Origin of the sequence: Arthrobacter sp. LFS091 (assembly GCF_047977885.1) — a bacterium.
Classification (GTDB): domain Bacteria; phylum Actinomycetota; class Actinomycetes; order Actinomycetales; family Micrococcaceae; genus Arthrobacter.
Genome location: NZ_JBFPFP010000001.1, coordinates 459702 through 479623, shown reverse-complemented (window position 1 = coordinate 479623; position 19922 = coordinate 459702). Strand labels below are relative to the sequence as shown.

Here is a 19922-nt window from a genome sequence, read left to right as displayed (position 1 = left end):
CCTAGCGCGGACGCCGGGCGGCGTGTTCGCGCGCGAGACGGGCATAATCGTCGTCGGGCGCTCCCGGGACGAAAGAGCCGAACTTGCGTTCCGCAGCGGTCCGGATCAGGAAGTCCGCAATCGCCGGGTTCTTCGGCAGCAACGAGCCGTGCAAATAACTTGCCACCACATTGTTGTAGCGGGCGCCTTCGTGGCCGTCCTTACTGTTGTTGCCGGCACCCTTGGTCACCGTACCGAGAGGTTCGACGCCGGGACCCAAGGTGGTCTGTCCGCTGTGGTTCTCGTACCCCAGGATGTCCCCGAACTCGGTGGACTTCATGATGACGTTGCCAATCAGCCGTTCGTCCGTGCCGTGGGTTTCAATATCCAGGATGCCAATTCCCGGGATCACAGGGCCAGTGCTGGTCTTGAAGAACTTGCCGAAAAGTTGGTAAAGCCCGCAAATTACCAGCATGGGGGCACCGTCGTCGGCCATTCTCCTGAGGTGCGGCGCCTGGGCCTGGAGATCGTCCTGGATGACCAGCTGGCCACTGTCCTGACCGCCGCCGCCCACCACAATGTCGATGTCTTCGGGGAATTCATCGCCAACGTTGTACTCCAGCAGTTCAGGCGTGTAGCCGTGCCACTTGATGCGCTGCTGCAGGACCAGGGCGTTGCCCCAGTCGCCGTAGATGTTCATCTCTTTGGGATAGAGCTGAAGGACGCGGATGGTGCCCTTGCTGGGCTGCGTTTCCGGGCTGGGCTGTGTTTTCGGCTTGGGCTGTGTTTCCGAGGTCATGAGACCACCTCAACTATGGTGATTTTGGCGAGCTCACGGCGAATGGCGAGCATGGAGGTGTAGGTGCAGAAGACCCGCTTGGGTTTGCCGCGGGAGCCATCAATGAACGTGCGGAGGGCGGCGGTGATGTCCGGCTCCACAACTCCGAACCGGACGTCGTCGTATTGAAGACGCAAGGCCATGTCATACGCCCGGACGCCCGTGAGGACCTCCACCCCGTTTTCACGGAGGGAATCGAACTCCACGTCCCACAGCCAGGACATATCCCTGCCGTCAGCGTAGTTGTCGTTGATGGCGATCATGGTGGCATAGCCGCCGGCAGGGAACGACTTGAGGCCGAGGCGGAATCCGCTGGGGTTCTTAACAAGGACCAGCTCAAGCGGCTGCCCGTCCACCGTCAGGCTCTCTCCACGGCCGAATGCGGGAGCAACCTCACCCAGGGCCTTCACCAGTTTGGGCGTATCAACAGGTCCGGTGCCAAGGATCGCCCTGGTCAGCGACAATGCGGCGGCGGCATTGAAAATGTTGTAGACCCCGCGGAGCTTCATGGCGGTACTGACGGTCTCGCCGTCGAACTCAAAGTCAGCGTCCTGCGCGCCGACCCTGCGGAGCACGACGTCGGCAGCCGGCAGGTCTACTGCCTCACCGGGCGCTGCGGCTACTGAAGTTCCGGACGGTGAAGGGCCGCTGCCGGTGCGCATTTCGTCGTCGTTGGGGAACGTGCTGCGCAGTGACTCATCCAGGCCGAAGTACCGGATGGCGGGGTGGTGGACGGCGTCCAGGCTGTTGACGACGGTGGCGATCCGCGCAACACGCGGATCTTCGCGGTTCAGGACAACGGTGTCGGTTGTCTTTGAAGCGATGTGCTCCAGCAAACGGGCGGTCTTGTCGATCTCGCCGAAGCGGTCCAGCTGGTCCCGCAGGACGTTCAGCAGGAGGCTGTAGCGCGGCTGGACCTTGTTGACGAAATGCACTGCATGGGCTTCGTCGAGTTCCAACACGGCAATATCCGCGTCGAGGCGGCCACGCCAGTCGACGTCACCCAGCAGGGAAGCTGCGACACCGCGGGTGAAGTTGCTTCCGGACCGGTTGGTGAAGACTTTCAGGCCTTGGCTTTCGAGAAGCTCCACCACCATTTTGGTAGTGGTGGTTTTCCCGTTTGTGCCACTCACCACGGCTACGCCGTGCGGCAGGGAAGCCAACGTTCGCTGCATGAAGCCGGGATCGATTTTCTCGACCACCAAGCCGGGAAAAGCCGAGCCGCCGCCCCGAAGTCGGGAGAGCCTGCGGACCAGCTTGCCGAGGGGAACGCTGAAGGAAAGCATGCTCTGTAATATATCCCAGTCATGGCATGGAACCTGGCCCTTCGGCGGTGCACGACCGGTGCAGGACGGTTCGCATCAACCACTGGCCGGGCCGGGAGCACTATGATGGTCCAATGACAACCCCCCTTTCCGACGCTTCATCACGCGTGGGTTCAGGACTCCGGATCGGCGTACTGGCTCTCCAGGGCGATTTCCGCGAGCACATCCATGCCGTGGAGGCCGCTGGAGCTACCGGCGTGGGTATCCGCCGGCCGGCAGAGCTTGACGACATCGACGGCCTGATCATCCCGGGCGGCGAATCGACCACCATCGACAAACTGTCCCGGATCTTTGAGCTCCGCGATCCGTTGCAAAAGCGCATTGCAGAAGGACTCCCTGTCTACGGTTCCTGTGCCGGCATGATCCTCCTTGCTGACGAGATCGCCGACCCGGCCACCGACCTCGCGGGAGCCCCCCAGCAGACCTTCGGCGGACTCGACATCACGGTGCGCCGCAATGCCTTTGGCCGCCAGCGCGAATCCTTCGAGACAGACCTCGATTTCAAGGGGCTGGACTTCAGTGCCGGCGAATCCGGTGTAGAGCCAGTCCACGCAGTGTTCATCCGCGGCCCATGGGTGGAACGCGTCGGCCCCGGCGTCGAAGTTCTGGCCCAGGTCGATCCGGACCACGCCAGCCACACGGCCACTTTGCACGGAGTGGCTAGAATTGTTGCAGTGCGCTCCGGCCAATTGCTGGCCACCTCCTTCCACCCGGAAGTGACGGGGGAGAAGCGCGTGCATGAACTCTTTATTCGAATGATCAGAGGAGAAGCGTAAAGCATGTCAGGCCACTCCAAATGGGCGACCACCAAGCACAAAAAAGCCATCATTGACAGCCGGCGTGCAAAGTCGTTCGCAAAACTGATCAAGAACATCGAAGTCGCTGCCCGCATGGGCGGCCCTGACCTCGCCGGAAACCCCGGCCTGGAACTCGCCGTCACCAAGGCCAAGAAGACTTCAGTGCCCAACGACAACATCGACCGCGCCATCAAGCGTGGTGCCGGACTCACCGGCGAAGTCGTCGACTACACCGAAATCATGTACGAAGCCCGGGGCCCCCAGGGTTCGGCCCTGCTGATCGAGTGCCTGACCGACAACAAGAACCGCGCAGCCTCCGAGGTCCGTCTCGCCATCTCCCGCAACGGCGGCACCATCGCCGACCCCGGTTCCGTGAGCTACCTCTTTGCCCGCAAGGGCGTCGTTGTCCTGCCGAAGAACGGCCTCAGCGAGGACGACATCCTGATGGCAGTCCTTGAAGCCGGCGCCGAGGAAGTCAAGGACAGCGGCGAGAACTGGGAAATCCACTCGGAGCCCTCAGACCTCCAGGCCATCCGCGACGCCCTGAAGGAAGCAGGCATCGACTACGAAACCGATGAAGCTGAATTCGTGCCGTCCATGCAGGTTGACCTCGACGTCGATGGTGCCCGCAAGTTCATGAAGCTCGTGGACGCGCTGGAAGACCTGGACGATGTCCAGAACGTCTACAGCAACGCGGACCTCAGCGAGGAAGTGCAGGCTGCCCTCGACGCCGACTAGGCGCGGCAGCACTCAGCTTTGATATCTCTTAGGAAGGCCCGGAATTGACTCTTCGCGTATTGGGAGTCGATCCGGGCCTTACCCGTTGCGGCATCGGCGTGGTGGACATCGAGCAGAACCGAAGGGCCACAATGGTGGCCGTCGGAGTGGTCGGGACGTCAGCTGAGCTGACGTTGGACAAGCGATTGCTGGTCATCGCCCAGGCAATCGATGAGTGGCTCGACCTGCACAAACCGGACGTCGTCGCCGTCGAGCGTGTCTTCTCGCAGATGAACGTGAGCACCGTGATGGGTGTGGCCCAGGCTTCCGGGGTGGTGATCGCCGCCGCGGCACGCCGCGGTATCCCCGTGGCCCTCCATACGCCGTCCGAGGTTAAGGCCGCGGTAACGGGGAGCGGTACGGCCAACAAGGATGCCGTTACCAAACTCGTCACCAAGATCCTGCGACTGAATGCGCCGCCCAAACCGGCAGATGCGGCTGACGCCCTGGCCCTGGCGCTCACCCACGCCTGGCGTGCAGGCAGCGGCATGGGATCCGCAGGTGGATCCGGCAAGGGAACACTGACACCTGCGCAGAAGGCATGGGCCGACGCCGAAGCGAAAGCGCGCCGCGCGCGGTGATTGTCGCCTGCCCTTGCTAGGGTATTCGTAGATATGTTCGGATAGTCCGCTAATTCAGGAGCCGGGTCTTGATCAGTTTTCTCCGTGGAACCGTAGCCCACGTTGGTTTGTCCACCGCCGTTATTGACCTCAACGGCGCAGGCATGAGTGTCTTTGCGACGCCGCAGACCCTGAGCCACCTCAAGGTAGGAACCGAAGCCAAGCTCTTCACCTCCATGATCGTCAGGGAGGATTCCCTGACGCTCTTCGGCTTTGCTGATGATGACGAACGGGAAGTCTTCGACGTCCTGTTGAGCGTGAGTGGCGTGGGACCAAGGTTGGCGCTTGCCGTCCTTGCGGTTCACGAACCCGAAGCCATCCGGGTGGCTGCGCACACCGGTGACGGCAAGACGTTCACCAAGGTGCCCGGAATTGGCCCGAAGGTAGCCGGACGCATTGTTTTGGAGCTCGCCGGAAAGCTCGTTCCGCACGGCACGGGTACATCCGCCCAGCCCCAGGCCCCGATCAAGGCCGAGTGGAAGCCCCAGGTGGTCGCGGCCATGACCAGCCTTGGTTGGTCCGAAAAGGACGCAACCGGAAGCATCGACAAAGCCATGGCCGATTCTCCGGAGCTGGTGGAGGCAGGAAATGTCGCCCAGATCCTCCGTGCCACGCTCCGTTGGCTCGGCCAGGACGGCGCACGCGCCGGAAACCGCGTAGGCAGCCGTGGCTGAGCAGTCACTCGTCAGCGGGGGAGAGGAACCGGAAGAGCGGGTCATTGAGGCCGCCCTCCGTCCCAAGAACCTCCATGACTTCGTAGGCCAGCATCGCGTCCGGAAACAGCTGGCACTTGTCCTCGAAGCGTCGAAGATGCGTGGGCGCAGCGCCGACCACGTTTTGATGTCCGGCCCTCCCGGACTGGGCAAAACAACGCTGGCCATGATCATTGCTGCCGAAATGAACGCACCCTTGCGTATCAGCAGTGGTCCCGCAATCCAGCATGCCGGCGACCTGGCCGCGATCCTTTCGTCGTTGTCGGAAGGGGAGGTGCTTTTCCTCGATGAAATCCACCGTATGTCCCGGCCTGCGGAAGAGATGTTGTACATGGCCATGGAGGACTTCCGTGTAGACATCGTCGTGGGCAAAGGAGCGGGTGCAACTGCCATTCCCCTCGAGCTGCCGCCCTTCACCCTGGTGGGTGCCACTACGCGTGCGGGACTCCTGCCCGGGCCACTGCGTGACCGGTTCGGTTTCACTGGGCACCTTGAGTTCTACTCCGTAGCTGAACTGGAGTTGGTGCTTCGCCGCTCCGCCGGGCTGTTGGACCTCAAAGTGAACTCGGCCGGATTCACCGAAATCGCCGGACGCTCCCGTGGGACGCCCCGTATTGCCAACCGGCTGCTTCGACGGGTCCGGGACTGGGCCCTGGTGCACGGCATTGAACAGATCGACGCCCGCTCAGCATCTGCGGCCCTGGATATGTATGAAGTGGACGAGCGTGGGCTGGACCGCCTCGACCGATCCGTCCTGGAAGCCCTCATTACCAAGTTCAACGGTGGCCCGGTGGGCCTCTCCACGTTGGCCATCGCAGTGGGTGAAGAGCCGGAAACTGTGGAGACCGTGGCGGAACCGTTCCTGGTGCGCGAAGGGTTGCTCGGGAGGACGCCGCGGGGACGTATTGCCATGGCTCCAGCGTGGACACACCTGGGCTTCGCGGTTCCGGCCGGAGTATTCGGCCAGGAGGCACTGGACCTGTTTGGTGAGGACGAAAACCACGCCGAAAGCGTAGATACTGCTGGTTAACACGCTCTCTTCAGCTTTTCCCTTTAGACTGGTATGACGCTCGGCACGTTCGAGTCCTTGATTCATGCGCCCGCTCTGCGGATCAGCCAGGGACGTTGCCGTGAACCAAAACGTAAGTACAGAACGGAACTTCCCTGTGGATCCAATGACCATATTGCTGTTCGTCATGCTTGGACTCTTTGTCTTCATGATGTTCCGCCGCAACAAGAAGACCCAGCAGCAACAGGCTGAAATGCAGTCCAAGTTTGCTCCCGGCGTGGACGTCATGACCAGCTTCGGGCTCTTCGGCCGTATCGTCTCCATCGACGAGGCCGAGAACAAGGTCGTTATCGAACTGTCCCCGGGCAACGAAGCTACGGTTCACCGGCAGGCAGTCACCAAGGTAGTAGAACCGGCCGCTGAGGAAACACCGGTTGTTCCGGACGACGCATCTTCCCTGACCGTTGCCGGGACTGAAACTCCTGCCACGGTTGAGACCCCGGAAGAGACCATTGCGCGCCTCAACAAAGAGGACAAGAAGGACAACTAGCACTGTCAGCCGCGGCAACACCGCGCTGGACAACTTCTACGGCAGCGGAGAGCCGCCGGCAGACGCTCACCAGCGTCCGCCGGCGGCTGTCCGGCGATAAGAGGAAGATCGATAATGGCAAGGACCGGCCCCAAAAACTCAGCCCGCAGGGTGCTGACATGGCTAGGCGCAATATTTGTTGTACTGACCGCTGTCCTGGGTGGCGGAGTGCTGACTGGCCATGCCAGCTGGGCTCCGAAGCTTGCTTTGGACCTCGAAGGCGGAACCCAGATGATCCTGGCTCCCAGGGTTGAGGGTTCTGGCGAAATCAACGAGGAACAGCTGAATCAGGCCGTTGCCATCATCAGGCAGCGCGTTGACGGCTCAGGTGTAGCCGAAGCGGAAATCAGCACCCAGTCCGGGCGCAACGTGGTAGTGAGCCTTCCGGGAACCCCCTCCAAGGAAACCCGCGACCTCATCCAGGCATCTGCCGACATGAACTTCCGCCCGGTCATCGCTGCGGGAGACCCGGCTGCCGTTCCAGCCGAATCCCGTACCCCTGATGCCCAGTTGCCCAAGCCCACTGCGGCGCCGGCCAACGCAAGCGACATCAACTGGGTCACTGCCGATGTCGTCAAGGAATTTGAAGCACTGGACTGCGTGAATCCGTCCACGGAGAAGCGTGAGCGCTCAGACCCGGCCAAGCCGCTGGTCACCTGCGAGGCCGCCACGGACAAGACTCCCGCGGTCAAGTACATCCTTGGACCGGTGGAGGTCAAGGGTCAGGACATCAGCGACTCGACCTACTCCCAGGTCCAGGGTGCACAGGGTTCTGTCACGAACTCCTGGGGCGTGAACATCGTCTTCAACGCGGATGCTACCGCGAAGTTCAAGGCAGTCACCGAACGCCTTAACCAGTTCTACGCTGCCGCGCAGGCCCAGGGTACGGATGATCCCAAATCGCAGTTCGCGATTGTCCTTGACGACAAGGTCATCTCCGCGCCTCGCTCCCTTGCCGTCATCACGGACGGTAAGCCGCAGATCACGGGCAACTTCACCCAGGCATCAGCCAAGGCGTTGTCCGACCAGCTCCGGTATGGCGCGTTGCCCATCAGCTTCGAAATCCAGTCACAGGAGCAAATTTCCGCGACGCTCGGTGGCGACCAGCTTCGCCTGGGCCTGCTGGCCGGTGTGATCGGCCTGCTGCTCGTTGTGGTCTATTCGCTCTTCCAATACCGGGCACTCGGCTTTGTGACCATCGCATCACTGGTGGTTGCCGGTGCCTTGACGTACCTTGCCATTGCCATTCTCGGCTGGACCGAAAACTACCGGCTTTCCTTGGCCGGCGTTGCGGGTTTGATCGTTGCCATCGGCCAGACCGCGGACTCCTTCATCGTTTACTTCGAACGTATCCGCGATGAGCTCCGCGACGGCCGTGGACTCGTGTCCGCCGTCGAAAATGGTTGGAAGCGTGCCAAGCGCACCGTTCTGGCCTCAAAGGCAGTCAACCTCCTCGCTGCCCTGGTTCTCTACTTCGTGGCTGTGGGCAACGTCCGCGGCTTCGCCTTCACCCTCGGCCTCACAGCCCTGGCCGACCTCCTGGTGGTGTTCATGTTCACGCACCCCATGCTCCAGGTCCTGGCACGCACCCGGTTCTTCGGCGAAGGACACCGTTTCTCCGGACTGTCGCCCGACCGTCTGGGCGCTGTTCCGCTGTACCGCGGCGCCGGCAGGCTCCGCACCCCGGATCAAAAGCCGACGCCGGTACGTGCGCGCAACACCGGTGCAGCAGCCGAAGCAGAACGCCGCATGACCATCGCCGAACGGCGCCTCGCCGAGAAGAGCCAGTTCGCCGGCTCCTCCAAGGCGACCAAGGAGGAGAAGTAAATGACAACGAGCTTCGCGACCTTCGGCCATGAGCTCTACACGGGCAAGCGTTCGTACAACTTCGTCAATTCCAAGAAGATCTGGTTCACCATTGCGGCCGTAGCCGTGGCTCTGTCCATCCTGATCCCTGTGGTCAAGGGCGGATTCAACCTCGGCATCGAATTCCGCGGTGGCTCCGAGTTCACCGTTTCGAACGTGGCCAACACCGACGCCGGGCTCGGCGAGAAGGCAGTCCACGAAGTGGTGCCCGAGGCCATCCCGCGTGTCGCGAACGTGGCCGGCAACACCATGCGGATCCAGACGGATCAGCTCAGTGACGAACAAACCAACCGCATCAAGGACGCGTTGACCAGTGCGTACGGGGTCACCGAGAACGAGGTGACGTCCAACTTCGTGGGCCCCACTTGGGGGCAGGACGTCACGCGCCAGGCGCTCATCGGCCTGGTGGTCTTCGTTGGGCTGGCGGCGATCCTGATGGCGCTGTATTTCCGTACATGGAAAATGTCGCTGTCGGCACTGGTGGGCATGCTCGTCACCATGTTCACCACAGCGGGCGTCTACGCTTTGAGCGATTTCGAAGTGACGCCGTCGGCCATCATCGGCTTCCTCACGGTCCTCAGCTACTCGCTCTACGACACCGTGGTGGTGTTCGACAAGATCCGCGAAAATACGTCCGATATCACGACGTCGACGCGTCGTACCTTCGCTGAAGAGGTCAACCTCGCAGTCAACCAAACCCTGGTTCGCTCCATCAACACCATGATGGTGGCAGTCCTGCCCGTGGCAGCCATCCTCTTCATCGGGGCCGGGCTGTTGGGTGCCGGTACGTTGCGGGACCTCTCCTTGGCACTGTTCGTGGGCATCCTCATTGGCACAGCGGCAACGATCTTCATCGCCGCGCCCCTGTACGCCTGGCTGCGCCAAGGCGAACCGGAGCTCGTCAAGCAAGCCAAGAAGGTATCGCACCGCAGGGCCGAGGCAACCGTCTAGGTCCACCCCAAAGTACAGTTTCACTAGGGAGCCGGCCTCCGCAGCATTGCGGAGGCCGGCTCTTTGACTTGTCCACGTCCTCGTCATGTGCTGTCCGGTTGCAGAAGCATTCGCTGACGGGAATAGACTGGGAGAATTAAATAGGTTGTGAGGGGTGCTTCTGTGGAAGAACGTGCGACGTCGGCACCACCGGCGGGCGGGGAAGATGGCCGTAATGCTGTGGCCGTCCCAACAACAGGCGTGGCCGGACGGACCGCAGGTGCGGTACCGATCGACAGCGGCGTGCGCCCGACTTTCCCCGGCAGGAGGGAACGTACACGTTCCAGGCTCGCCCGCCTCACAGGCCGGGGCGTCGCCCCCTACTCGCCAATCCTGGAACCGCTGCTGCGCACCGTTCGGGCCAATAACCCCAAAGAGGACTTCGACCTGATCCAACGGGCGTTCGCCGTAGCGGAGCGGAGCCACCAAGGCCAGAAGCGCAAGAGTGGTGACCCGTACATCACCCACCCGGTTGCGGTGGCCACTATTCTGGCTGAGCTCGGCATGACGGGGACCACCCTGGCGGCGGCATTGCTCCACGACACCGTGGAGGACACTCCCTACACCCTCAACGACCTCACCCGCGACTTCGGCCCCGAGGTCGCCATGTTGGTGGACGGCGTGACCAAGCTGGACAAGGTCAGCTTCGGCGAGGCTGCCCAATCCGAGACCGTCCGCAAGATGGTCGTGGCCATGGCCAAGGACATCCGTGTCCTCATGATCAAACTGGCGGACCGCCTGCACAATGCGCGAACGTGGCGCTTCGTCTCTGCGGAGTCGTCCTCGCGCAAGGCCCGCGAAACCCTGGAAATCTTTGCTCCGCTTGCCCATCGCCTGGGCATGAACACCATCAAGTGGGAACTTGAGGACCTGTCCTTCGCGGCGCTGTATCCCAAGGTGTACGAGGAAATCGTCCGCATGGTGGGAGACCGCACGCCGGAGCGTGAAAAGAGCCTCAGCGTCATCCGCAACCAGATCGCCGACGATCTGCGGACCTCGCGCATCAAGGCCACCATCACCGGCAGGCCGAAGCACTACTACTCGATTTACCAGAAGATGATCGTCAGGGATAAGGATTTCGACGACATCAACGACCTCATGGGCGTGCGTGTCCTGGTCGATTCCGTGCGGGATTGTTATGCCGCACTGGGAACGCTCCATTCGCGGTGGAACCCCCTGCCGGGCCGGTTCAAGGATTACATCGCGATGCCCAAGTTCAACATGTACCAGTCGCTGCACACCACGGTGATCGGTCCAGGCGGTAAGCCGGTCGAAATCCAGATCCGCACGCATGAAATGCATCGTCGGGCCGAATACGGTGTAGCAGCCCACTGGAAGTACAAAGACCAGCCCAACCGTACAGCCCAAGGTCCTGGCAGCCCGCGGGACGGGGACATGGGATGGCTTCGGTCCCTGGTGGACTGGCAGCAGGAAACTTCCGATCCTGGCGAGTTCCTGGATTCCCTGAGATATGAAATCAACGCCCGGGAAGTCTTCGTCTTCACCCCCAAGGGTGAGGTCATGGCCCTGCCCGCCGGTTCCACTCCCGTTGACTTCGCTTATGCGGTACACACCGAGGTGGGCCATCGCACCATCGGTGCACGCGTCAACGGCAAGCTCGTTCCACTGAACAGCGAACTCAACCACGGCGACTGGGTGGAGATTTTCACTTCGAAGGCCGAAGGGGCCGGGCCGAGCCAGGACTGGCAGCACTTCGTCAAGTCGGCACGTGCGCGGAACAAGATCCGCCAATGGTTCACCAAGGAACGCCGCGAAGAGGCGATCGACCGCGGCAAGGACATGCTGACAAGGGCCATGCGGAAGCAGAACCTTCCCTTGCAGCGGCTCATGACGCACGATGCTTTGTCGGCCGTGGCGGAGGCGTTCCACTACGTCGACATCTCGGGGCTGTATGCGGGAGTCGGCGATGGACACACGTCGGCACAGTCCGTCATGGAAAAGCTCGTTGAGCACCTTGGCGGCCAGGAGACCCCGGACGAAGATCTTGAAGAAGTCAGCATCCCCACCCAGGTTGCAAAGTCCAAGTTCTCCGACTCCGGCGTCATCGTCCGTGGTGTCGGGGACGTGTGGGTCAAGCTGGCCCGCTGCTGTACCCCTGTGCCCCCGGATCCAATTCTGGGCTTTGTTACCCGTGGTTCCGGTGTCTCTGTGCACAGGACGGACTGCACCAACGTTTCGGGGCTCCGTGACCAGCCGGACAGGATTGTGGAAGTGGAGTGGGCCCCCACCCAGTCCAGCGTCTTCCTCGTGGAGATCCAGGTGGAAGCGTTGGACCGCAAATCGTTGCTCTCGGATGTTACGAGGATCTTGTCCGAGAACCACGTCAACATCCTGGCCGCATCCGTGCATACGTCCAGTGACCGGGTGGCCATCTCGAAGTTCGCTTTCGAGATGGGTGACCCCAAATACCTGCACCATGTCTTGAACGCCGTGCGTCGCATCGACGGTGTCTTCGACGTTTACCGCACAACGGGGAACCGGCGCCGCAGCTAACCCGGTCCATTATCGAGCAGTGCCAGGGTGGCCAGTGCCCGCTTCTTGTGGGGCACCCTGGGCGCGGCCTCGACGGCCAGGATGAGCAGTCGCAGCCTGATGCCGAGCTCGTCCCGGCTCAGGAGGCGCTTCAATGCGGGCAGCGCACGTTCTGTTTCCACGTGCAGGGCGATATCGGCTGCGGTGCGCAGCGGGCTGCTGACCAGCATCCCGCCCATGCTCACCACATCCAGCTGTCCCAGCCTGACTTCGTGGAGACTGCAGGCAGCAGCTCCCCGCAGGCTGGATATCCGGTGCTTCGCATCGACCAGGAGGGACAGGCGTTCAGGGGGCTTCGCGCAGCCGTAGATCCATGCCGCGGTCAGCCTTCCGGCCACCACTTTGGTCCGAATCCTCTCCGGCACTGTCATGGCCGCAGCACGGGCCCGCAGGCGGTAAGTGACAGCCACGCCTGGCGAGGCATAACTCTTCCCGTAAAGCGGCAGGAGGATGCCGTCGATGGCCATGCCCTGCAATTCATTCCAGGTAAAAAGGCGGCTGGGGGAGTAGAGCTCGGACAGTACGGGCTCCACTAAGTGTGGGGCAGTTGCAACGGGGACCATCCACCGATCATTCCGTGCGGCCACCCAACGAGTACAGGCTCCGCCCCGGCTATGTGGATAACCGGAACGGAGCCTGTAGGACGGGAACGTCAGGTGGTGCTAAGCGAGGTCGCTGGCCGAGCGCTGGATCTGGTCAAGCCAGGCCTGACGGGCTTCCAGGGCTTCGCGGGCCGCCTTGATGCGTCGCTGATCGCCTGCCTTTTCGGCTTTCTCCAAGTCTTCCTTGAGGCCAGCGATGGCGGCTTCGAGCTGGGACAACGCACTGTTGGTGCGTGCCTTGGTTTCCGGATTGCTCCGACGCCACTTCTCTTCCTCAGCCTCACGAACAGCGTCTTCGACCTTGCGAAGACCTGCCTCGATTCGACCCATGTCGGCGCGGGGAACCTTGCCGGCGTCTTCCCAACGGTCCCGGATGGACTGGAGGGCCTTCTTGGCGGAGTTGAGGTCGTTGATCGGCAGAAGAGCTTGTGCCTCGGCGACCAGCTGTTCCTTCACGGCCAGGTTCGCGGTGTATTCCTGGTCGATCTGGTCATTGGCTGCCTGGCGGTTGCTGAAGAACACGTCCTGCGCTGCGCGGAAGCGGCCCCACAGGGCGTCGTCATCCTTGCGGCTCGCACGCGGCGTGGCCTTCCACTGGTCCATGAGCCTGCGGTATTCCCCGGCGGCATAGCCCCAGTCAGTGGAGGAGGAGAGTGCCTCAGCCTCGGCGATCAGGGCTTCCTTGGCTGATTTGGCAGCAGAGTTGTTGCTGTCCAGCTGGGAGAAGTAGGCCCGGCGATGGCGATCAAAGACGGTGCGTGCGGAACGGAACCGCTTCCACAGGGCGTCCTCGTTGCTGCGGCCCAGGCGGACGCCGCTCTTCTGTGCTGCTTTCCAGGTTTCGAACAGCTCGTTCATGCGCGCGCTGGAGGTCTTCCACTGAATGTGGGCCGGATCCTGGCCGGCAATGGACTCAGCCTCGGCAACGATGGCCTCACGTGCAGCGAGTTCGCTGGCGCGTACGGCCTCGTGAGCAGCCTTCTCAGTCTTTTCCAGCTCAACGATCTGGGCCGACAAAGCGTCAAGGCGGCTTTCCGCCGAGCGGATATCGCCCACCATGTTGCGCTCAGCGAGCTGTTCGCGGAGGTGCGTCACAGTCTTCTGCATGTCCGTGGCAGGTGCCTTGGACTCCACACGGTGTTCGAGCAGGACCACCTGGGCGATGATGTCGTCGAATTTCCGGGCGAAGTAGCCCAGTGCTTCGTCGGGGCTGACGCCGGGGTACTGGCCGACAGCGATTTCTTCGCCGTCCAGTGTCAGGAACACATGGCCGTCCCCTTCTGCGCGGCCCCACTTCGCTGCCTCAGCAAGCGACGCCGATGAAACAGCCGGAGCGGCAGGGACGACGGCGGCCGGAGCCTTGGGGCGGGCCGCGAAAGCCGCGGGAGACGGGGCTGCGGAAGGCGTCGGCCGGGGCGCGGCTGGCGCCTGTCCGGCAGCTTCTTCGTTGGCCGCTACTGCTGTTTCGTCGGGTTTCTGACTGTCTGTCACCGCTAAAAGTCTTTCGCTTGGAGGGACTGCTGGGTAATGCACCCCGGGCTGGGGCCAGGAGTTGGTTACTTCAGAGAGAACGAGTCTATCGTGACAGGTGCCACAGGGGCGCCGTCGCCGCTGTTTGCGCCGGCTTTGAGGCCGGCTGCAGCGATCTTCGTAACAACGTCCAGGCCGCTGGTTACTTTGCCCACCACGGTGTAGCCGCCGGCTGTGTCGGCGGGAATGGTGGTGTCCTTATAGACAATGAAGAACTGGTGGCCATTGCCGTAGGCGTTGTTGCCGGTGCGGGCAACAGCGATCGTTCCGGCGGGGTATTTGTTGTCCGTGGGGGTGTTTTCCAGTGGGCCCCAACGGTAGTTGGCGTCGTCCGAGCCGTCGGCGGTCTTCGCGCCGCATTGCAGGAGGCCGAAGGTTTCCGCCGTCGTAAGCCTGTGGCAGTTTGCCCCGTTGTAATAGCCTGCGTCCGCCAGTGATTTCAGTACCGCTGCTGCCTGCGGTGCGGCGGTACCGTTCAACTCAACGCCCAGCGTGCCACCGTTCAAAACCAAGTCACCCGTGAAGGTCTTGCCGGCAGCGGTGTCCGGGCTGGGAATGTCGGCGCTGTTGGAAGCCGACGGCGAAGTGGACGGAGAGCTCAGGCCGGCTTCGGCGGCGGCGAACTCGGCCTCGGTGGGATTGGAACTGAAGACAGTCAGCTGCATCACGACAGCCAGGACCACGGCTGCCGCGCCGGCGCTGATGGCGATGGTGTTGTCGCGTTTGCGTCGCTTGCCCTGTTCCTGCCGCAGGGCACGCTTGGCTTCCATCTGCCTGATGCGACGTTTCGATTCGCGGTCATCCCGCGACCTTGTAGCCAAGAGTCCTCCTGATTGTGTCCCGCTTCCGATGGTAGCCGGGCAGTATGCGGGCATGCTGCATTAGATGTGCACGCGCGGAAAGCATAAACTGGCTGCCGCACATAGTTTATGCATGACCGGCTGGACGCCCGCCTTATAAACGCCGATTGGATGTTTAAAGCTGCGGTGCTGTTGCCAGCGTCAGCTTTCTGAGGAGACACATTCCATGGCACGTAGCGCCTCCCTGTCCGGATTCCCCGAGTGGCTTCCCCAGGAGCGGTTGGTGGAGCTCCACGTGCTCGATACGCTGCGGAAGACGTTTGAACTGCACGGCTTCTCATCGATTGAAACCCGGGCCGTCGAAACAGTTGGCCAGTTGCTTCGCAAAGGCGAGATCGACAAGGAGGTCTACGGCCTCAGCCGGCTTCAGGACGATGACGGTGACGCCGCCAAAACGGATCCTAACGCCCTGGCCCTGCACTTCGACCTCACTGTGCCGTTCGCCCGCTACGTTGTGGAAAACGCCGGCTACCTGGCGTTTCCTTTCCGGCGCTACCAGATCCAGAAGGTCTGGCGTGGCGAGCGTCCGCAGGAAGGCCGTGCCCGGGAGTTCACCCAGGCCGACATCGACGTCGTGGGAGACGGCGAGCTGCCGTTCCGTTACGACGTCGAAATTGCCCTGGTGATCGCGGAGGCCCTGAGTGCGCTGCCCATTCCGGATTTCCGGCTGCGGATCAACAACAGGAAACTTGCCGAAGGCTTCTACCGTGGCATTGGCCTCACAGACACTGCCGGGGTCTTGCGCAGCATCGACAAACTGGAAAAGATCGGGGCCGCGAAGGTTGCCGAGCTCCTGAAGACTGAGCTGGGGGCGACGGACGAACAGGCCGGCCTCGCCCTGAAACTGGCAAGTATCCGGACCGAAGACACCTCGTTTGTCGAGCAGGTGCGCGCCCTGGGCATCACCGATGACCTCCTGGAGGAAGGCCTCAACGAACTGGAGCAGGTCATCCAGGCCGCAGTCCAGCGCGCCCCGGGCAAGGTAGTGGCGGACCTCAGCATCGCCCGCGGCCTGGATTACTACACCGGAACTGTGGTCGAAACGGTGCTGGTGGGCCATGAGCAGCTCGGTTCCATCTGTTCGGGCGGCCGGTACGACGCCCTGGCCAGCAAGGGCAACCGCAAGTTCCCCGGCGTCGGGCTTTCCATCGGCGTGACGCGCCTGGTTTCCCGCATCCTCAGCCAGGAACTGGCAACGGCATCGCGTTCGGTACCCACAGCAGTTCTCGTGGCTTTGAACACGGACGACAGCTGGGCCGCCGCCCAGGACATCGCAGCGCAGCTGCGGGGCCGGGGGATCGCCACGGAAGTCGCCGCCAAAGCCGAGAAGTTCGGCAAGCAGATCAAGTTCGCCGACCGACGGGGCATTCCTTTCGTGTGGTTCACCGACGACGACGGCAAGCACCAGGTCAAGGACATTCGTTCCGGTGAACAGGTTGATGCTGACCCGTCCAGCTGGACGCCGTCGGAAGAGGACCTGCACGTACGCGTCACCACAACCGCCTGATACGCACACAGAGCTTGTCCCGCCTGTGGCGGGAGGCGCGGCCGGGGCGGGTAAACTCGGACGGGACCGCTTTGCAGCGGTCCCGTTAAATTTCATGCTGAAAGGAATGCTGTGCTGCGCACACATGACCTCGGATCGCTTCGCTCCGAGCACATTGGACAAACCGTTACCCTGGCCGGCTGGGTGGGACGGCGCCGTGATCACGGTGGCGTTGCATTCGTTGACCTGCGTGATGCGTCCGGTGTCGCCCAGGTGGTTGTCCGTGAGGAAGAGGTCTTCCATGGCCTGCGGAACGAGTACGTGCTGCAGGTGACGGGTACCGTCAACAAGCGTCCTGAAGGCAACGAAAACCCGGCCCTGGCGACCGGTGAAATCGAGGTCATCGCCGACAAGGTTGTTATCCTCAACACCTCCGACGCCCTGCCTTTCCAGATTGACGAGCACGTGGAGGTCGGTGAGGAAGCCCGGCTCAAGCACCGCTACCTGGACCTTCGCCGTCCCGGCCCCGCACGCAACCTCCGCCTCCGCTCCGAGGCGAACCGGGTGGCCCGCGAATTGCTGCACCAGCGTGGCTATGTGGAGATCGAAACCCCCACGTTGACGCGTTCGACGCCGGAAGGCGCCCGCGACTTCGTCGTACCGGCGCGTCTGGCCCCGGGTTCCTGGTACGCGCTGCCGCAGTCGCCGCAGCTTTTCAAGCAGCTGCTCCAGGTGGGCGGTTTTGAGAAGTACTACCAGATCGCCCGTTGCTACCGTGACGAGGACTTCCGCGCCGACCGCCAGCCGGAGTTCACCCAGCTGGACATCGAAGCCAGTTTCGTTGACCAGGACGACATCATTGAGCTCGGTGAGGCGATCGTCAAGGCACTGTGGCAGCTGATCGATGTCGAAATCCCCACACCGATCCGCCGCATGACGTACCTGGACGCCATGGCCAGGTACGGCTCGGATAAGCCGGACCTGCGTTTCGGCGTGGAGTTGACGGAGCTCACCGAGTTCTTCAAGGACACCAACTTCGGCGTCTTCAAGGCACCGTACGTCGGCGCAGTGGTCATGCCCGGCGGTGCTTCCCAGCCGCGCCGCACCCTGGACGGGTGGCAGGAATTCGCCAAGCAGCGTGGCCACAAGGGCCTGGCCTACGTCCTCTTCAAGGAAGACGGCGAACTGGCTGGCCCGGTTGCGAAGAACCTCACCGAGGAAGAGCGGGCAGGCCTGGCCGACGCTGTTGGCGCCAAGCCCGGCGACTGCATCTTCTTCGCTGCCGGTGAGAAGTCCGCAGCCCGGGCGCTCCTCGGCGCTGCCCGCGTCGAAATCGGGCACCGCACCGGCCTGATTGATCCCAACGACTGGGCGTTTGTCTGGATTGTGGACGCTCCCATGTTCGAGCCTGCCGCAGCAGCAGTGGCTTCCGGTGATGTCGCTGTGGGCGGCGGACAGTGGACAGCTGTGCACCACGCTTTCACCTCGCCGCGGCCGGAGTACCTGGACACCTTCGATAAGGATCCCGGATCGGCACTGTCCTACGCCTATGACATTGTCTGCAACGGCAACGAGATCGGTGGCGGTTCCATCCGTATCCACGACCGTGAAGTGCAAGAACGCGTGTTCCAGCTCATGGGCCTGGACAAGGAAGAAGCAGAAACGAAGTTCGGCTTCCTGCTCGAAGGCTTCAAGTACGGCGCACCTCCGCACGGCGGAATGGCCATGGGCTGGGACCGCGTTGTGGCCCTCCTCGCCGGCGTGGAGTCCATTCGCGATGTCATTGCCTTCCCGAAGACCGGCAACGGGTACGACCCCCTGACCGCGGCACCGGCCCCCATCACGGCCCAGCAGCGCAAGGAAGCGGGCGTCGATTTCCGGCCCGAGGCCAAGCCTGCCGCCAAGGCGGAAAACAAGTCCGAATAGCACTACGACCAAAGGCCCTCCACTGCGGTGGAGGGCCTTTGGTGTTCCTGCGAATGAAAGGCGTCGAGGCATGCTCGAGCAAGCACACCTGGAAACGCTCATGGATAAGGCGTGGCCTGCCGTTGAACGCGAAGACACAGGGGAGTGGGTGCTGCGCGCGTCCGAAGGGGTGACGCAGAGGGCCAATTCCGTCTGGCCGCGCACCATCATTGACTCTGCCGACGACGCCCCGGACCTTGCTGCATCCCTCCGCTCTGCGTCTGAGTGGTACCGGCAGCGGCGCCTCCCGCTCATTTTCCAGGTCTTCGACGACCCCCGCAGCGCCGCCCTTAACACCATGCTGGACACGCAGCGCTTCACCAGGCAGTCTGAAACGCGGATCATGGTGCGCGGCCTCGAAGGACTGCCCGCGCCCGCTTCCAGCCGGAACGTCGAGCTCAGCGATGAACCTTCCGAAGAATGGCTCAGCGTGTGGTGGTCGGTGGATGGTCGCGGCGGTGCAGCAGAACTTGCGGTCGCCCGCCGGATCCTGCTCGGCTGCCCGGCGTTGTACGCGTTGGTAAGGGACGACGACGGCGTGCCAGCCGCCGTCGGACGCCTCGCCGTGGCAGATGGCTGGGGCGGAATCTACGGCATGGCGACGACGGCCACGCACCGAAGGCGCGGTTACGGCAGTCTGGTGCTGGCGGCACTGCTGGACTCCGGTGCCGAGCGCGGGCTCCAGGGCTTCTGGCTGCTGGTCACCGCAGCCAACCAGGTGGCGCAGTCACTCTACGCACAGGCGGGGTTCACCAACTACGGCAGCTACCTTTACCGGCAGGCTCCCATCAGGCGTGCCCTCAGTGGCTGCTAGGGGACGGGTTGGTCACGGTAATCCTGATGGCGCACGCCTCCGCGGCTGCTTTCTGGAGGACCGCTGGTTTGGGGTCCTGGATGTCCAGCAGGGCCAGCCGCGTCCGCCCTGCCACGGCCCCCAGGGATGGTTCAGCGAGGACCTGATCCACCAGCGCCCTGTCGCCACCTGGAACGATGTACTCGATCAGGTGACCGGCAAAGACCTCTGCGGCGTATCTGGCGGTGGTCCGGGCGTCGGCGTAGCGCTTGCCACCTTTTGAAGCGAGGACACGCTGGCCGCTGGCCGCCGCGACGGCGAAACCGCCCCGGCGGACCAGGAGGATGCCCAGGCCGCGCTCCTGGGTGGCAAGGGAAGCGAGCCTTTCAATGCTGCTTGCACCCCGCCCGGGCCTTCCGTCCACGGGCCAGGGGGCGCGCAGGAGGGCCACCGCGCCGTCGGATGCCTGCAGGACCAGGCCGTCGTCGATCATCTCTTCCTGCAACGGTCCATGACTGGCAGCGAACCTGTCCACCCATCCGCTGAGCCGCTGGGCCGGTACCAGCGCCAAGCGGGTGGTGGTTCCTTGCTGCTTCGGCAGCGGTGTGGAATCGGGGCGGCCCACGTCGA

The 19922-nt window shown here is 62.9% G+C and carries 18 protein-coding genes; 12 read left to right on the top strand and 6 right to left on the bottom strand.

Features of this window, described 5'->3' with window-relative positions; genetic code table 11:
* Position 1 precedes the first annotated feature (1 nt).
* Both ACNQOP_RS02205 and ACNQOP_RS02200 read right to left on the bottom strand, forming a co-directional pair.
* Positions 2–778 (bottom strand): type 1 glutamine amidotransferase, encoded by a 777-nt coding sequence (locus ACNQOP_RS02205; RefSeq protein ID WP_416403161.1) that lies wholly within the window; start codon positions 776–778, stop codon positions 2–4.
* Positions 775–2103 carry a MurT ligase domain-containing protein gene (locus ACNQOP_RS02200; RefSeq protein WP_416403160.1) on the bottom strand — a complete coding sequence of 443 codons (1329 nt, stop codon included), beginning with the start codon at positions 2101–2103 and terminating at the stop codon, positions 775–777. Before ACNQOP_RS02200 ends, ACNQOP_RS02205 begins: the two co-directional genes overlap by 4 nt.
* 113 nt (positions 2104–2216) lie before the next feature.
* Here ACNQOP_RS02200 and pdxT point away from each other — a divergent pair, with 113 nt between their 5' ends.
* The 9 genes from pdxT to ACNQOP_RS02155 all read left to right on the top strand — a co-directional run bounded on the left by pdxT (position 2217) and on the right by ACNQOP_RS02155 (position 12017).
* On the top strand, positions 2217–2918 hold the full coding sequence (gene pdxT, locus ACNQOP_RS02195) for a pyridoxal 5'-phosphate synthase glutaminase subunit PdxT (RefSeq protein ID WP_235520785.1): 702 nt from the start codon (positions 2217–2219) through the stop codon (positions 2916–2918).
* A 3-nt stretch (positions 2919–2921) separates the two neighbouring features.
* Positions 2922–3677 (top strand): YebC/PmpR family DNA-binding transcriptional regulator, encoded by a 756-nt coding sequence (locus ACNQOP_RS02190; protein WP_167265987.1) that lies wholly within the window; start codon positions 2922–2924, stop codon positions 3675–3677.
* A 44-nt stretch (positions 3678–3721) separates the two neighbouring features.
* Positions 3722–4297, top strand: a complete 576-nt coding sequence (gene ruvC / locus ACNQOP_RS02185; protein ID WP_235520783.1) for a crossover junction endodeoxyribonuclease RuvC — start codon at positions 3722–3724, stop codon at positions 4295–4297.
* Between the two features lie 68 nt (positions 4298–4365).
* Positions 4366–5010, top strand: coding sequence for a Holliday junction branch migration protein RuvA (gene ruvA / locus ACNQOP_RS02180; RefSeq protein ID WP_349469978.1), 645 nt, complete (start codon positions 4366–4368; stop codon positions 5008–5010).
* Complete coding sequence (gene ruvB, locus ACNQOP_RS02175; RefSeq protein ID WP_235520779.1) at positions 5003–6079, top strand: Holliday junction branch migration DNA helicase RuvB; 1077 nt, start codon at positions 5003–5005, stop codon at positions 6077–6079. The genes ruvA and ruvB overlap by 8 nt, the downstream gene beginning before the upstream one ends.
* Positions 6080–6224: 145 nt before the next feature.
* On the top strand, positions 6225–6608 hold the full coding sequence (gene yajC, locus ACNQOP_RS02170; RefSeq protein ID WP_257367983.1) for a preprotein translocase subunit YajC: 384 nt from the start codon (positions 6225–6227) through the stop codon (positions 6606–6608).
* 114 nt (positions 6609–6722) lie between these two features.
* Positions 6723–8474: a protein translocase subunit SecD gene (gene secD, locus ACNQOP_RS02165; RefSeq protein WP_235520775.1), complete on the top strand. Its 1752-nt coding sequence runs from the start codon at positions 6723–6725 to the stop codon at positions 8472–8474.
* Positions 8475–9464 carry a protein translocase subunit SecF gene (gene secF, locus ACNQOP_RS02160; protein ID WP_257367984.1) on the top strand — a complete coding sequence of 330 codons (990 nt, stop codon included), beginning with the start codon at positions 8475–8477 and terminating at the stop codon, positions 9462–9464.
* A gap of 162 nt (positions 9465–9626) precedes the next feature.
* Positions 9627–12017 carry a bifunctional (p)ppGpp synthetase/guanosine-3',5'-bis(diphosphate) 3'-pyrophosphohydrolase gene (locus ACNQOP_RS02155; protein WP_308194943.1) on the top strand — a complete coding sequence of 797 codons (2391 nt, stop codon included), beginning with the start codon at positions 9627–9629 and terminating at the stop codon, positions 12015–12017.
* On the opposite strand, the gene ACNQOP_RS02150 is transcribed toward ACNQOP_RS02155, so the two are convergent.
* The 3 genes from ACNQOP_RS02150 to ACNQOP_RS02140 form a co-directional block, all read right to left on the bottom strand.
* Complete coding sequence (locus tag ACNQOP_RS02150) at positions 12014–12619, bottom strand: hypothetical protein (protein WP_257367985.1); 606 nt, start codon at positions 12617–12619, stop codon at positions 12014–12016. The two genes, ACNQOP_RS02155 and ACNQOP_RS02150, sit on opposite strands and share 4 nt — an antisense overlap.
* A gap of 99 nt (positions 12620–12718) precedes the next feature.
* Positions 12719–14149, bottom strand: a complete 1431-nt coding sequence (locus tag ACNQOP_RS02145; protein ID WP_257367986.1) for a DUF349 domain-containing protein — start codon at positions 14147–14149, stop codon at positions 12719–12721.
* Between the two features lie 65 nt (positions 14150–14214).
* A complete protein-coding gene (locus tag ACNQOP_RS02140) occupies positions 14215–15009 on the bottom strand; it encodes a peptidylprolyl isomerase (RefSeq protein WP_416403159.1) in 795 nt (264 codons plus the stop codon).
* 205 nt (positions 15010–15214) lie between these two features.
* On the opposite strand from ACNQOP_RS02140, the gene hisS reads away from it, so the two are divergent.
* The 3 genes from hisS (at position 15215) to ACNQOP_RS02125 (ending at position 19313) form a co-directional block, all read left to right on the top strand.
* Positions 15215–16555 carry a histidine--tRNA ligase gene (gene hisS, locus ACNQOP_RS02135; RefSeq protein WP_235520766.1) on the top strand — a complete coding sequence of 447 codons (1341 nt, stop codon included), beginning with the start codon at positions 15215–15217 and terminating at the stop codon, positions 16553–16555.
* A gap of 111 nt (positions 16556–16666) precedes the next feature.
* Positions 16667–18460 (top strand): aspartate--tRNA ligase, encoded by a 1794-nt coding sequence (aspS, locus tag ACNQOP_RS02130; protein WP_257367989.1) that lies wholly within the window; start codon positions 16667–16669, stop codon positions 18458–18460.
* A 70-nt stretch (positions 18461–18530) separates the two neighbouring features.
* Entirely contained in the window at positions 18531–19313 is a 783-nt protein-coding gene (locus tag ACNQOP_RS02125; RefSeq protein ID WP_416403158.1) for a GNAT family N-acetyltransferase, read from the top strand.
* Here ACNQOP_RS02125 and ACNQOP_RS02120 read toward each other — a convergent pair.
* Positions 19300–19917: a Vms1/Ankzf1 family peptidyl-tRNA hydrolase gene (locus ACNQOP_RS02120; protein ID WP_416403157.1), complete on the bottom strand. Its 618-nt coding sequence runs from the start codon at positions 19915–19917 to the stop codon at positions 19300–19302. The genes ACNQOP_RS02125 and ACNQOP_RS02120 overlap by 14 nt on opposite strands.
* Positions 19918–19922: the final 5 nt, after the last annotated feature.